The sequence below is a fragment of the Streptomyces sp. NBC_00690 genome (assembly GCF_036226685.1).
Lineage (GTDB): Bacteria > Actinomycetota > Actinomycetes > Streptomycetales > Streptomycetaceae > Streptomyces.
Map to the genome: position 1 here is coordinate 5,169,282 of NZ_CP109009.1, position 15,231 is coordinate 5,184,512.

Below are 15,231 nucleotides of genomic sequence, written 5' to 3' on the forward strand. Positions count from 1 at the left end.
CGTCGAGGTTCCTGTCCTTGCTATGAGTCATTGCCGCCAGTGTCGCGAGTGCCAGGTTCTTGCTGGCCTCTCTGGGGCTGGTAATCGTCGGCAGGTTGTCAGGACCCAGAACCCAGGACCATGGGATAGGTGCTCTGCAAGATCCGGTTCTTGTACCCCGTGGTGAACGGCCCCGCCGCCCTTGTTGCTGTGGCCCGGTCCTTGCAGACGACCAGGAGGAGTACCGGGGGGTCGTGCTTGTCCCGGAGATACGCCGTGCAGTAAGGCCAACTCGTCTCTTTGTAAGGGTCCTTGCGGCCCTGGGCTTCGATGGCGAGGAGGGACCGCTGCCCCTCTGAGGTTTCCACCCGCAGCACGCTGTCCACGCGTCACTCCAGCGGGCGGATCTCGGTGGCGTCGCCGGTCAGGACCTCGACGGAGGTCTTGGCGGGCAAGGGGATGCCCAGCCCTCGAATACCGGGGTGAGTAACTCGGGGGCCGGTATCGGGCGGCGTGTCTCACCCGCCCTGCCTGAATCACCCCGGAGTCGTGTCTTCCTCGTCAGTAGACGTCGCGCGATGGCCGAAATCCTTAAGAAGCATGGATATCTGCGGCTGGAATCAATCCCACTTCATGGCGCAACTTCCCCTATATGTAAGGGAGTTGCTCCATTTCTAGCCATGTCCACATCGGATGGGTACCGCACGCGCTTCATGATTCGACCGGAATGTCGCAGGTCACGGCATAGGATCCTCCCTAGTTGTCCCTTGGCTACACCCGTGGGGGGTTTGTTCATCATGGCTGGGAAGAGACGAGCGGAAATCGGCCGCAGAGGCTTCATTCGTGTAGCGGGAGGGGCGATCGCGGGTGCCGGCGTGGTGGGAGGGGGCACGTTCACCGCCCAGGCCACCGGGCTGTTCGAGCCCTCACCGGCCGACCCCTTCAAGGGGATGCCTCGTTCGCTCGCGCTCAGCCTGCCCACCGTTCCCGGTGGCACCGAGCCGCCGCTGCCGCCGTTGCCGGACCAGCTCGAAGGCGGTCTTGTCTCCCCGCCCCGCGCCCGGTCGATTCCCTACGCCGACGAGCCCGTGGACCCGGGGGCCGCGAGGGCGGCAGTGCCGAAGACCCTTCCGTTCGAGTTCAAGACCGGCGGCTACGAGTGCGCCACCGATCTGCCCGAGTACATGCGCCCCTGGCGGGACCGTCCCACCCGCTGGGAGAACGTCACACCCAACACGGAGTACACGTACCTCGACTCCGCGGGCGCCATCATGTACCGCCCGAAGCGGACCGCCCCCGGCTACGACCAGCCGGTCACCCAGGCGCAGTTCGGGCTCGGCTGTATCGCCAGCTATCGCACCGAGAAGAACGCCACCCGCAAGGCGCTCTTCCTCAAGCGCGCCAAGGCCCAGGCGAAGCGGCTCATCGACAAGCGCGTGGAGGCCCGGGGCGCCTGGTACTTCCCGTACCCCTTCGACTTCAAGCACGCCAAGCACAGCGGCGTCGACTACAAGGCCCCCTGGTACTCAGGCATGGCCCAGGGCGAGGCGATCAGCCTCTTCGTACAGCTCGCCGAGCTGAACGGCATCACCAGCAGTGAGCGCACCCTCTACAAGGCCGCCGCCGACGGTGCCTTCGCCTCCCTGCTGCGTGCCGACGACGGCAAGCCGTGGGCAGTGAACCGGGACAAGGACGGCTACCTCTGGATCCAGGAGTACCCGGGGGCGAAGCCCGGCACCGGCGACTACACGTACAACGGCATGATCTTCGCCATGTTCGGGCTCTGGGACTACTTCGTCGCGACGGGCAACCCGCTGGCCCAGGAGCTGTACGACGGCTCGATCGTCACGATCCGCGACCACTTCCCCAATCTGCGCAACAGCCGTTGGTTCTCGTACTACTGCGACACCCACCGGATTCCCGCGCCGACCTACCACCAGCACCACATCAACCTGATGCGGCAACTCCACTGGCAGACCGGCAGCGCGCGCCTGGCCCACCAGCACGACCAGTTGGTCGACGACTTCCCCGCCTTCGGACTGCGCTCGGGTTCCGTCGCGGCGATCGCCGCCGGGTCGCACACCCTGTACAAGCTCGACACACTGGACGCGGTGGGCAACTACGGCTGGCACGAGTCGAAGAAGGACAAGCAGCTCGCGACGAAGAAGGTCACCTTCGCCAGGGCCACCCAGGCGCCGGTCAACATCCGCCGCCGTATCCAGGGACGCGGCATCTACTACCGGATCAACGGCGGTGCATACACCGGCTGGTGGATCGGCGAGGCGTATCCGAAGGCATTCCTGCGCGGTGAGTACGTCCCCACGACCTACCACCCTCAGCGCACCGCGACGTTCCCCGCCGGGGTGGACATCACCTGCGTGAAGTTCGGTGCGGACGGGAAGACCGGCACGCTGAAGACGGTGAAGTTCGCGAAGAAGTCCAACGCGCCGTTCGATCGGCGCGCGGTTGTGAACGGCCGACCCATGATCCGGATCACCGCTGGTGGCCTCAAGGACTACTGGGCTCCGCTGCCGCTGGTCGCCACCGACGGCCGCTGACCCTCGGGAGCCACGGCCGCTGCTTTGACGATCGGCATCGGTAACACGGCGTCGAAGCCCGCTCTGCCCGCACACAGGATGCGGGCAGAGCGGGCTTTCGCCGTGAACCGCCGCCCGTCCGCGAGGAGCAGCCCGTCCGCGAGCAGCGCAGGATCGGGCGGGGAGCGCGGGATTGGATGGCGAGCGCGGGATCGGATGGCGAGCGGAGGTTCCCTCGGCCTGAGGCTCCCGAGCGGGGATGCCTCCCCTCACCGCAGACGTGGCGCGCCCGCCTCCTCCCACGGCGTCAGCGTGACCCCGGCCAGCCCCCGTACCCAGTCCGATGACACATCCGTCAGCCGGGCCGCATCCAAGGGGTTGGGGCCGAGGCCGATCGCGTACCGCACCGGGTCAGTCGTGAAGGGGCGCGGCCAGGCGTGGGCGGCCGAGGCTCCCGTCTCCTCCAGGGCCCGGAGCAGGCCGTGCATCCGGCCCCGTACCCGGCCGGTCTGGTCCTCGGGTGCCGTCACGACCAGCCATTGGCGGTGGCGGGAATCCAACGGCGGTACGGCCAGCAGTTCGGGCCAGGGATCGGGGTGAGTCTCCAAGACCTCCCAGGCACGGAACAGTTCCTCCGCGATCAGGTCCCGGCCGGCGGTGCTCACCCGTTCCGTACAGGGGCGGACGGGCTCGCTCGGGGTCATGACCGTCAGTGGGAACTCGGTGTCCGGGCCGCCCACCGCCCTGCGCCAGTCCCAGGCCGCCCAGCTGCCGAAGAAGTGTTTCAGCAGCTCAGGCCCCGATGATGCGCCTTGCTCGCAAACGGTACGGGCGGCCAGCACCGCCCAGCCGATGCCCGGGACCCCGCCGAAGGGCGCGGAGTCCAGACCGCGGGCGCGAGCCCATGCCTTCACCTCCCCGGCCAGCCGGGCGAAGGCATCGCGCCGCGTGCCCACCAGTTCCAGAACCGCCCGGGCATCGCTGACCGCGCTCAGCGCGACGGCCGCCGATCGGCCCAGCTCGGACCGGCGCGCCACGGCCTCATTCGGAGGGATCTCATCCGTACCGACGACGGCCAGGTCCACCCCCAGCCCACCGACCCGGAACCGTACGCCCGGCACTCGCGCGCCCTCCACCACCCGGAGACCGGTGGCGTCCGGCACGGCCGCGGTGAGTCGGTCCCGGACCGCCGCGATCGCGACCTCTCCCGGCAGTGCGGCGATCAGGTCGAGATCGGCGCTGGCCAGGGCGCACCCCAGCCGTCGTGATCCGACCAGATGCACCGAGCCCTCCGCGAACACCTCTCGTACCTGACGGGCCGTGGTCTCGACGAAGGGATCGGACAGCGGACCGAGGTCCGCCTCGACTCCGTAGTGGTCCGAGGCGAAGAGGCCGTCCGCGTCCGGGATGTCTCCCCTGAGCACCGCCCGTCGCGCTTCTGCGCCGTGTAGCAGTATTCGGTCCAGCCTGCCCGAACCGCCCGTGAGGGAAGACAAGGCCGCCAGTGGGTTGCGGCACGGTTCGAAGGTCGGCGTCTGGTCGTGGGAGCCATGGACCGAGGTCCATGCATCGGTGAGCCCGAGCCTCAACTCCGCCGTGTTGCCGATGTCGTTGAAGTCGCCCAACACCACGGTCGGGCCCTCCAGCGCGGCCAGCCCGTCAGCCGCCTCGTCCAACTGCCGGACCCGTACGGCTGGACCCTTCGCCGTGTGGTCGCTGGTCAGATGGGTCACTGCGACCGTGACCAGGCCGTAGGGCTGCGACTCCACCACGATCGCCGACAGCGCCTTGTGCGGTCCGAGGACATGGTGTCCGGCTTCTGTCACCGGCAGACGGCTGAGGAGCAGCAGTCCGTACTCGTCCACATCGCGTCCGCCCGGCGCCAGCGTGTAGTCCTTCCGGACCCACTCCGTCGCGCGGATCAGCCTCAGCAGTTCCGATGTCACCTCCTGGAGCGCGATCACATCGGCGTCCGCGTTCCGCAGCGCTTCGAGGAGCAGCGGTCGGCGGCGTGCGGTGTCCAGGAGTTCGGCGTCGTACCGGTCCCACAGGGTGTTCCACGTCAGCACGCGCAGAGTCGACGACCCCGAGCGCGGGACGGCTGTGGTCCCCCAGGCCGCGCCGTCCCAGTTCTGGGGAGTGGTCGGCTCGAAGAAGGGGGACGGGAGCCGGCGCGGGGCCTGCATCCGCCCGGCTTCGGTGAGATCGATGCGGTCCACGCCCGTACGCCGGTCCCACACCACCTCGCCGTCGGCCTCGAAGAACAGCACCCGGTGCCAGGGGACCTCTCCGCCCGGTACGAACGACGTCAGCGGCACCCGCTTGGGCTCGGCGCCGCGCTGTAGCACGCCCAGGGTGAATCTGGCCGGATCGAACCGGGCATCCCAGCGCACCCGGTGGTAGAGCCCCTCACTCGTCTGCATGGCCGTGCCCGTCCCCGTCCCTGTCGCCGTTCTCGTCGGCGTCCCCGTATGTGTCTTCGATGGTCCCGTTCGGGCCGATGTACCAGGTGCGATGCGCCTGACCCGGGTACGGAGGCTCGTACCGTCGCAGTTGGGACTCCAGCACCTCGTCCGGCACCGCATGGGTGCGACCTGCGTTACGGCGTCTCAACTGTTCCTCGTCCAGCACCATGACCGCATGGGTGACCAGCGCATTGCGACGCCGCGCGATCTTGTGCACCAGCGCGCGCTGGTGCCGATTGATCGAAGTGGCGTCCCAGACGACCGTGCCGCCCGCGGTCAGTGCCCGATCAAGCCGGTCGAGACCGGTCCGCAGCACATCGCTGTTCCCCCGCTGGTCGACCCGTGCCCCGGCCTCCTCCCGCAGTTCATCGAGGGATATGACGGTGCCGGCGCCCAGCCCGCGGGCAAAGGTGCTCTTGCCGCTGCCCGACGGGCCGACCATCTGCACCAGGCGGGGGAAGTCACCGTCGCGCCAACGCCAGGTCGCCGCCGCGGCCTCCTCCGAACCGTTGATCCGACCCTCCGCATAGGCGTCCCGAGCCTCGGCCCGGCAGCGGTCCGCCACATCCGCTGCCAGTTCGTCGAACCGCGGCGGGTCCCAACTACGGACCTCGTCCGCACACAGCGCTGACCATTCGACCTGCTCCCGCTCCTCCGCGCTCTGCGCGAGCGCCGCGGCCACGGAGTGCAGAACATCGAGGTCAGCGGCGTACGACAGCCGCACTAGACCGGTGCGGCGCTCCTCGTCGGGATACGGGCGATGCAGGCCGGGTGCGAGACCGACGACATCCGCAACCCGACGGGCGAGCCTCATCCCCAACGCGGGCCGCAACCTGGCCGCGAGGGTGGATCGGTGTTCCCCGTGCAACAGGGCGGCGAGAACCGCGGTCAACCGCACATCGCCCGAACGCTCCAGCCGCGCCGCCACCTCGGTGAGCAGCCGGTTCGAGGCATGTGTGCCCACGCCGATCGCGTCGCCGAGTTCAGCGGCGTTCGCCGAGCCTCCGGAGCGTACGGACCAGAGTGCGGCAGTTTGCCCCAGACCGTTGGGGACGACCGCCGTATGCATCCAGTGGGTATCGGTCTGCACATGTCCGGCCCGCACCCACTTGGCCACGGAGTGCGGGAAGTCGCCGGCCGTGAAGCCCTCAGCGGTCCGGACGACGTATCCCTCCTGCCGGGACAGATCGAGCCGCAGGGCACGCAGGGCGCGCTCGTCGAAGACGCCCCTCCAGAGAACGGCCGGCACGGGAACCCCCAATCCCCGCAGGAAGGGGACCGTCCGGTCCCAGTCCAGGCAACGCCCTTGCGCGTCCCAGACGGAGAACCCGTAGAAGTAGCCGTCGAGCCGGTCGTACGGGAGGGAGTGCCGGGCGTACATGTTCTCGCCGCAGATGCGCCAGCCGACCGGGATCTCATGGGCGATACGGCTGTGGAGGGCTTTGACCCAGGCCCGTGAGGGATGGTGGGCCGAGTCGAGGGACCTGGCGTGTAGCCCGTCCGCGTACAGCGTGGTGTTCTCGCCGTCGAGCTTCTCGGTGACGACCACCTCGCGGCCGATGAGATGCGCCAGATCACCGGTCCGTACATCGTCGGACGTGGCACCCGGCGACCAGGGCAGATGCGGTGTGCGCGGATAGTGCGTCCGCATGATGATCGGCCCCCGGCGCTGATGATGGACGTGCCGGGCCACTGTAGAAGTAGTTGATCAGGGCGATCGAGCGATTTTCCCGCGGAACCACAGCTCGGGGAGTCCACCCGAGCAAGATCGTGTTCGGCGTTGCGTCCCACGCCCGGGGCTGGGAAGGCGTCCGCGACTTCCAGCCCCACGCCCGGGCTTCCGAGCCCGCCTACGGCACCTTCGGAGTGGGCCTGGAGGACTACCGGAACATCAAGACGAGGTGCCCCGGCGCCCGGGTGACCGTGGGGCATGCGTACACCCTCTGCGGGATCGAATGGTGGTCCTACGACAACCCGACCACGGTGGCCGAGAAGATGGCCTACGCCAAGCAGTACGGCCTGGGCGGCGCCTTCCTCTCCAACCTCCGCGGTGACACGGACAACGCCGAGCTGCTGACCGCGATCGTCAGCAGACTGCGGTAGGACGGACGAGGACTGAGAAGGACGCGATGATCGGGGGACGCGCTCCTCGGCGCGGCTCCCGACCATCGCGCTGACGCAGTGGTCAGCTGAGCCCGAACCCGGACCCATAGCCCACATGGGTGAGCGTGAGCACCCTTGTATCGGGCCCTGGACATCTGCTATGACCAGCGGGTTTTCTTTCCGCCAACGTGAGTTGAAGAACCCAACACACCCTCCCCGACCCTCTAGCGTGACCGCCGGAAGCACACCGGACGAGGGGGACGGGTATGACCGGGGCAGGGGCCGACCCATGGCAGGAACTGTTACATCTGGCGGGACAACCTCGGACGGACACCACGGGGACGGGCATGTCGCTCGCGTCCGTCGCCGGCTCCCCTGGTGAACCGGGAGCCAAAGGCGCGACGGGAGACCTGAAGCACGAGGCCCAGCCGTGGACTTCGGCGGCCACCGCAGCCGCGGTGCTGCGCACCAACACCGCGAGCGCCAACGCCAAGCTCGGGGCGGCACATAGCGGAGTCGATACGGGTACAGCGGGACTCGCGAGCCTCGGAGCGCTGAGAGCCGTCCTCACATCTTGGGAGAAGCGGCTCGGAGCCGTACGCGATGAATGCGGCTCCCTGGCACCGGCCCTCAAACGGGTCGCCACGGACCAGGGCGAGCACGAGAAGGCGGTGAAGTCGTCCTTCGAGAAGGCCGCCCCGCCCGCTGAGAAGGGCAGGTAGCAGCCGTGCTGACCTGGCAGCTGCTCCGCGATCTCAAGCTCTCCGAATTAGAAGGCGCGGCCGACGGCTGGGGAGTGGCCAGCAACCAGGCCGACGCCGCCCGGGACCGCATCAGCAACCAGATGATCAATGCGCTGGCCGAATCCCAAGTCGGAGAGGCGGCCGATGCAGCACTGGGGCGCCTCAAACAACTCGACCGCAACTTCGAGTACGCGTACACGGAATGCGGTCTGATCCGTACGACCCTGAATGCGCTCGCCCACGAACTGGGCGAGGAACAGCGACGGCTCAACCTCGCCCTGGAAGACGCGGCGAACCGCAAGTTCACCGTCCATACCGACGGCTCGGTCAGCTATCCCGCGGGCGGCAACAACATCCTGGACCAGCCGGCAGCCGGCGGCACCACCCGCCGCCTCGGAGTCCTCGAACAGCCGTCGCCGCTGATCAGCCCCAACCCGCACCGGGCCGAGGCCCAGCGGATCGCCGGAGCCATCGGGGACGCGACCCGCAACGCCAACGAGATCGACGGCCGCTTCAGCCGCATCCTGGCCGCGCTGAAAGCCCCACCGGGTCTCGCCGTGACCAAGGCCACCTGGACGGACGCGGCACACGACGCGGCAGCTGTACGGACAGCGGCCAAGGGATACCTCCCCGAGGCCATCCCGGACTGCGGAACCCCGGCCGCCCGCAAGGGATGGTGGGACGGCCTCACCCAGGAACACCGCGAAGAACTCCTGGCGACCTACCCGGACCGCATCGGCAACCTGGACGGAATCCCGGCAGAGATCAGGGACACGGCGAACAGGGACAACCTCCAACTCCTGATCGGCAAACTGGAGGGACAGCCGGACGAACGCTCACAGAACCAACTGGCGGGGCTGAAGAGCATCGACGAACAACTGCGTGCCGAACCGTTGCCGGGTGTGCCACCGATGTACCTATTGGGGATCGGGGACGAAGGGTTGGGCCGCGCGATCGTGTCTTTCGGCAACCCGGATACGGCGAAGAACGTGTCGGCATATGTTCCGGGACTGTCGACTTCGTTGGACGCGGAGTTTGCCAGGAACGACATTACGAGAGCGCGGGATACTGCAATCGGAGCTGCTGAAATCGATCCTTCCAGCGCATCGATCGTATGGCTTGGGTATGACCCGCCGCAGTTTCCAGCGGACAAGGCTCTCGACAACCTGGCTGTGGCAAGTGACAGGGATGCGAAAGCAGGCGCACCGGCATACAACGAATTCATGGCCGGCTTGAGTGCTACCAATCAGCACGGCGATCCTCATATGACGGCTATTGGTCACTCCTACGGCTCTCTCACCGTGGGTATGGCAGCTCAGAGGGAGGGAGGCATCCCGGGCGCGGACAACATCATTCTGGTCGGCAGTCCCGGTACGGGGGCGCAGACGGCCGAGGACTTGGGCGTGCCGGGAGATCGGGTCTACGTAGGTGCGGCCGAGAACGACCCGGTCACCAGGGCTCCTGATCAGAACTCTTCCAAGGGGCTTCAGGCCGGCGTACTCATCGGAAGTGTGACTCCCTTGGGACCTGTCACCGGAGGGGCCAGCGGCTTCCTCATCGGGAATGTCGCAACGGATGGGAGCCAGATCTACTACGGGACTGACCCCTCTCACGCGGACTTTGGTGCCCGGCGATTCAGAGTCGACGACGGCCCGAGTATGCACGTCGACACTGGTGTCCAGATGCCAGCGCACTCCAACTACTTCAATCCCAAGAAGGATTCGGAGTCCGCAGACAATATCGCAATGATTGTGGCGGGCCAGGGGGCAGCGATCACCACTCAGGAGCATCGATGAGGGCAATGAGGATGGCCTTGGCTGTCGTGTTGGCTATGACCGTGACAGGTTGCGGCTTTGTAGGGGCGTCCGATGACAGGGGAAGTGAGAAGCGCAAGGTGAGCAAGGTGAGTTTGCAGGAAGCCGCTGAACGAGCGGATGGGATCATGCTTGCCACAATGGCTTCCGTCAGGCCAGAAGTGAACTGGGTGCACTACGGGAACACCGACGGGGGGTGTGACTCGTACACGATCGACGGCAAGGCGACCGGCTCGGCTACCCGGCGGGTGGTGGTGATGACCGTTGTCTCGGAGACCAGGCGCGGCAGCCTTTTGGGAGTGATCGAGCGGTACTGGAAGGAGAGGGGCTACAAGATCACCGGGGTCAACCGCAACAAGACCTTTCCAGCGATCTACGCCAGCACCCCCGAGGACTTCCGCTTGGTTGCCATGGTGGGCAAGAAGGGGCAATTCTTCTTCGGGATCACAACTCCCTGCTTCATCACGTCTGAGGTGGAAGCCCCCAAGACTCCCCCCAACGGCACCCCCTTCGAAGGCCCCGTGGTCCCCGACCCATACGTCCGGTCCGACTTCTGGTCTGCCACCACGGCGATCCCCTCGGCCTCTCCTAGCCGGTGACCCACTGCCTCGGGCCGCGCCACGCTGCTGCCAGCCGCGGCGGTGCGGCCACTTGAAGAGGTGGGCATTGCCACCAGCTGGCGGGATTTCGTCACTGCGGGGGCCAGAAACCGTCTGCTGCGGGTGAGCCGTGGCCTCCTACGGTGCTTGTAGAGGTCGGGAAGGTCGATGGGCCGGAACCGGGCTCGGGTGGGCGACGGGGGAGCTAAGCCATGGGTTTCGGTGATCTGGTCAGCGATCTGACCCCAGATGTGGTCGAGGACGCCGTAGAAGACGCCACCGAGTGGGCGGGCGATCGAGTCGAGGACGCCGGGGACTGGACGGCGGACCGACTCAAAGACGTGGGATGGGATTCGGGCGCCGACTGGGTGCGGGAAAAGTCCCGTTCGCTGGCCAACCGAATGGGTGCCGAGGTCGATGAACTCGACCTGGGACAGACCGACGACAAGACCAAGCTCATCTACGGCTCTCCGTCCAAACTCCGAGCCACCGCAGCTCATCTGAAGGACTTTCAGAAATCTTTCACGACGGTGGCCCAGGGGCTGAAGGGCTTGGACTCGTCCTCGGTGAAGGGCGAGGCGGCGGAGGCGTTCCGGGAGACGGTGGCGATCGAACCACCGAAGTGGCTGAAGGGCGCGGACGCGTACGGGGATGCCGCAGGTGCCCTGGAGGCGTTCGCGGCGACCGTCGAGTGGGCGCAAGGGCAGGCACAGACGGCGATCGAGAAGTGGAAGGCCGGCACCAAGGCGTCCGAAGACGCCTGGGACGCGCACAAGGCGAAGCACGAAACCTTCAACCGGGCCGCCGAAACGTACAACGCGATGGCCCCGGACCAACGTGACCCCTCGTCGCTGCCGCCGCGCCCGGGTGAGTTCAAGGACCCGGGTACGGCGCTGATGAAAGAGGCGCAGGAACTCCTCGGCGAGGCCCGCAAACAGCGCAACAGCGCCGCAGAGACCGCACGTACCGCAGTGCGCGCGGCACGTGACGCGGCGCCTCCGAAACCTTCGTACCACGAGCAGGCGGTGAGCGGCCTCAACGAGATGGAGGTGATCCAGTCCCACTTCGTCGGTGGGGTCATCAAGGGCACGGCCGGGCTGGTGAACTTCGTCCGAAGTGTCAACCCGCTCGACCCCTACAACCTCACCCACCCGGCGGAGTACGCACTGGCGTTGAGCAACACCGCGGCCGGCCTGGTGCAGGTGGCGAACGACCCTTGGGGTGCCGGCAAGCAGATGGTCACCGGCTTCATGAAGGACCCGGCCGAGGGCATTGGCCGTCTGGTGCCCGATCTGCTGCTCACCGCTGCCACGGGAGGCGGCGGCGCGGCGGTCAAGGGGGCCCGGATCGCCAAGGAGGCGGCGGACCTCGCAGCTGACGCGAGTCGCGCCCGCAAGGTGGTCGATGATGCTCCGGAAGGCACCCACAACCGCCAGGACGGCCAGCGCACCACCACCAACACCGACCCGGTCGACCTGGCCTCGGGGCGGATGTTCCTGCCGCAGACCGATGTGATGCTGCCCGGCGCCTTGCCGCTGCTGTTCACCCGACGCGTCGAGTCGGGCTACCGAGCAGGCCGCTTCTTCGGGCCCACCTGGTCATCCACCGTCGACGAGCGTCTTGAGGTCGACGCCGCAGGAGTCATCCATGTCACCGCTGACGGGCTCCTGCTGACCTATCCGCACCCCGTCCCCGGACTGCCCACCCTCCCCGAGAGCGGCATCAGCCGCTGCACCCTCGCTCGGGACGAAGCCGGCGACTACACGATCACCGACCCGGACAGCGGACTGACGCGTCACTTCACCGCACCACCCGGCGGGGAACCCGGGGGCGACGGCGATGCCTGGCTGGTTCAGATCTCCGACCGCAACGACAACGCCATCACCTTCGACCGCACCCCCGACGGCGTACCGCTCGCACTCGTTCACTCGGCTGGTCACCGTCTTGCCCTGTCCCTGGACGAAGACCGAGTCACCTCACTCGCCCTCGAAGCCCCGGACGGACCGCACCCGGTCATGTCGTACGGGTATGACGACGGCAACCTGACCACCGTCACCAAGCCTTCCGGCGCCACACTCACCTTCGCGTACGACGACCGGCGTCGGATCGTCACCTGGATCGACTCCAACCGCAGCCGGTACGACTACGTCTACGACGAACAGGACCGGGTGATCGGCGAGGGCGGTGAAGCGGGTCACTACCAACTGACCATCGCCTACGGTCTGCCGGACTCCGCAACCGGCCATCGCACCACCGCCCTCACCACCGCGGACGGTCACACCACCCGGCATCTCATTGACACCAACTGCTGTGTCCTCGCCACCACCGACCCGCTCGGCCACACAACCCGGTTCACCTACGACGGCCGTGGTCGAGCACTCACCCGCACGGATCCGCTGGGCCGTACCACCGCCTTCCGCTACGACACCGACGGCCGACTCGCCACCGTCGTACGGGCGGACGGCAGCGAGCTAGCGACGACACGCAATGCTCTCGGGCTCCCCGTCACCCTCCTCAGTCCGGACGGAGCACGCTGGGCCCAGGAGTACGACGACCGGGGCAACCGCACCGCGCTCACCGATCCGGCCGGTCACACCACCCGCTACGGCTATGACCCCCACGGCCGCCTCACGTCGGTCACCGACGCGCTCGGTGCGGTGTCCACGGTTCGGTGCGATGCTGCGGGGCTGCTGCTGGAAGTCACCGATCCGCTCGGCGGCACCACCCGCATCGAGCGCGACCCCTTCGGTCGACCGGTACGGGCGACGGATGCTCTCGGTGCGATCACGACCCTTCGGTGGACCGTCGACGGTCAGCTCTCCAACCGCACCCGACCGGACGGAACCAGCGAGTCCTGGACGTACGACGGGGAGGGCAACCGAACCAGCCACACCGACCCTCTCGGACAGACCACCCGCTTCGAACACACCCACTTCGATGTGATGTCCGCCCGCATCGACCCCGACGGGGTGCGCTACGAGTTCCAGCACGACCGCGAGCTGCGCCTCACCCAGGTCACCAATCCACAGGGACTGAACTGGTCCTACACCTACGACCCGGCCGGGCGGCTCACCTCCGAAACCGACTTCGACGGCCGCACGCTCACCTACAGCCTCGACCCGGCCGGGCAACTCGTGGCGCGTACGACGCCGCTCGGTGCGCGCGTCGCCTACGAACACGACTCCGTCGGGCAGGTCATCCGCAAGGACGCGGCGGGGGAGGTGACCGAGTACACGCATGACCGCGCCGGACGCCTGCTCAGGGCCAGCAGCCCGGACGGCGAACTGGTCTTCCAGTACGACCGCCGAGGACTTGCCAAGACCGAACAGTTCAACGGCCTCGCCACTACCTACACCTACGATGCACTGGGTCGCCGAACGCGCCGGACGACTCCGAGCGGCCGGGCCACCACCTACGACTATGACCCAGCTGGCCGTCCCACCCTGCTGACCAGTGGTGACCATCGCATCACCTTCACCCACGATGCTGCCGGGCGGGAGCTGGAGCGCACCTTCGGCGACATGCTGCGCACCGCTTCCACGTGGGACGAAGCCGGCCGGCTCGCCACCGAGATCTCCACCGCGGGCGAACGCGTCCTCAACCGCCGCGCCTACGCCTACCGTGCCGACGGCTACCTCACCTCACTCGACGATGACCTTCGCGGCACCCAGCGCTTCGACCTCGACCCGGCGGGCAGGGTCACTGCGGTCACCGCCGCGAACTGGACCGAGACGTACGCGTACGACGAAGCCGGCAACCAGACGGCTGCCTCCTGGCCCACCACACATCCCGGCCAGGAAGCCACCGGCCCCCGCGCCTACGCCGGGACCAACCTCACCCGGGCCGGGAACGTCCGCTACGAGCACGATCCCGCGGGCCGCATCACCCTGCGCCAGAAGACCCGCCTCTCCCGCAGGCCCGACACCTGGCGCTACACCTGGAACGCGGAGGACCGCCTCACCGCCGTCACCACCCCGGACGGCACCCGTTGGCGCTACCGCTATGACCCGCTGGGCCGGCGTACCGCCAAACAGCGGCTCGCACCGGATGGTGATTCGGTCGTCGAGGAGACGCGTTTCAGCTGGGACGGCACCACTCTGGCCGAACAGATCACCACCTCGAACGATCTGCCCCACCCCGTCGCCCTCACCTGGGACCACCAGGGACGCCGCCCGCTCGCCCAGACCGAACGCATCCTCACCGCGGACGCCTCCCAGGACACGATCGACGAGCGGTTCTTCGCCATCACCACCGACCTCGTCGGCACCCCCAGTGAGCTCATCGACGAGTCGGGCACGATCGCCTGGTACAGCCGGGCGACCCTCTGGGGCACCACGACCTGGAACCGGGACGCGACCACCTACACGCCCCTACGCTTCCCCGGCCAGTATCACGACCCCGAAACCGGGCTCCACTACAACTACTTCCGCCACTACGACCCCGAAACCGCCCGCTACCTCACCCCGGACCCCCTCGGCCTCACCCCCGCCCCCAATCCGACCACCTACCCGCACAACCCCCACACCTGGACGGATCCGCTCGGACTATCGCCCTGTCCGGCGGAGCAGGATCGGCGGCCACAACCCCCCTCGCATGGTGAGGGGAAGGGCGAAGCGTGGGCAAAGAGTGTTACCCAGACAGGTAGGAGCGATAATTCCCAGGTAATCTCTGGGCATGGGTACTATCAATTCGGGTCGGGAGATATGGTTGTTCCGTCGGGGACCTGGCTGAAGTTTTATGTCGAGGACGGTGCGCGACTTGGTGACAGATTTGCTCACGATATTGAAACGGGAGGAAATCATCCGCCCGTAGAGACGTTCGGTCCTGGTAAGAGTTTGCCCAACTATACGGTTGACGTTCCGAAGAACCTGGCGATCAGCAGCAAGTCGATCACGGTCGATTCTCCGACGTTTCTGAGTGAAATCGTTAGGGACGGAATGGGTGCAGTGCATGTTTTGATTTGCCGCGAACACGTTAGGCCAAGGTGAGAA

The 15,231-nt window shown here is 67.4% G+C and carries 9 protein-coding genes; 6 read left to right on the plus strand and 3 right to left on the minus strand.

Features of this window, described 5'->3' with window-relative positions; translation table 11 throughout:
- Positions 1-98: 98 nt before the first annotated feature.
- Positions 99-365: a hypothetical protein gene (locus tag OID54_RS22625; protein WP_329022184.1), complete on the minus strand. Its 267-nt coding sequence runs from the start codon at positions 363-365 to the stop codon at positions 99-101.
- A 489-nt stretch (positions 366-854) separates the two neighbouring features.
- Between OID54_RS22625 and OID54_RS22630 the strand changes: the two genes are divergently transcribed.
- Complete coding sequence (locus tag OID54_RS22630; protein WP_329022185.1) at positions 855-2,537, plus strand: D-glucuronyl C5-epimerase family protein; 1,683 nt, start codon at positions 855-857, stop codon at positions 2,535-2,537.
- A gap of 248 nt (positions 2,538-2,785) precedes the next feature.
- Here the strand turns inward: OID54_RS22630 and OID54_RS22635 are convergent, their stop codons facing one another.
- Together OID54_RS22635 and OID54_RS22640 are read right to left on the minus strand one after the other, a co-directional pair.
- Complete coding sequence (locus OID54_RS22635; RefSeq protein ID WP_329022187.1) at positions 2,786-4,939, minus strand: RNA repair domain-containing protein; 2,154 nt, start codon at positions 4,937-4,939, stop codon at positions 2,786-2,788.
- Complete coding sequence (locus OID54_RS22640) at positions 4,926-6,632, minus strand: RNA ligase family protein (protein ID WP_329022189.1); 1,707 nt, start codon at positions 6,630-6,632, stop codon at positions 4,926-4,928. The genes OID54_RS22635 and OID54_RS22640 overlap by 14 nt, the downstream gene beginning before the upstream one ends.
- A 53-nt stretch (positions 6,633-6,685) precedes the next feature.
- On the opposite strand from OID54_RS22640, the gene OID54_RS22645 reads away from it, so the two are divergent.
- From OID54_RS22645 to OID54_RS22665, 5 genes are all read left to right on the plus strand, one after another.
- Entirely contained in the window at positions 6,686-7,084 is a 399-nt protein-coding gene (locus OID54_RS22645) for a glycoside hydrolase family 18 protein (protein ID WP_329022191.1), read from the plus strand.
- A gap of 266 nt (positions 7,085-7,350) precedes the next feature.
- Entirely contained in the window at positions 7,351-7,806 is a 456-nt protein-coding gene (locus OID54_RS22650; protein ID WP_329022192.1) for a hypothetical protein, read from the plus strand.
- Positions 7,807-7,811: 5 nt separating this feature from the next.
- Positions 7,812-9,623, plus strand: a complete 1,812-nt coding sequence (locus tag OID54_RS22655) for an alpha/beta hydrolase (RefSeq protein WP_329022193.1) — start codon at positions 7,812-7,814, stop codon at positions 9,621-9,623.
- Positions 9,620-10,240 carry a hypothetical protein gene (locus tag OID54_RS22660; protein WP_329022195.1) on the plus strand — a complete coding sequence of 207 codons (621 nt, stop codon included), beginning with the start codon at positions 9,620-9,622 and terminating at the stop codon, positions 10,238-10,240. Before OID54_RS22655 ends, OID54_RS22660 begins: the two co-directional genes overlap by 4 nt.
- A gap of 212 nt (positions 10,241-10,452) precedes the next feature.
- Positions 10,453-15,228, plus strand: a complete 4,776-nt coding sequence (locus tag OID54_RS22665; RefSeq protein WP_329022197.1) for a putative T7SS-secreted protein — start codon at positions 10,453-10,455, stop codon at positions 15,226-15,228.
- Positions 15,229-15,231: the final 3 nt, after the last annotated feature.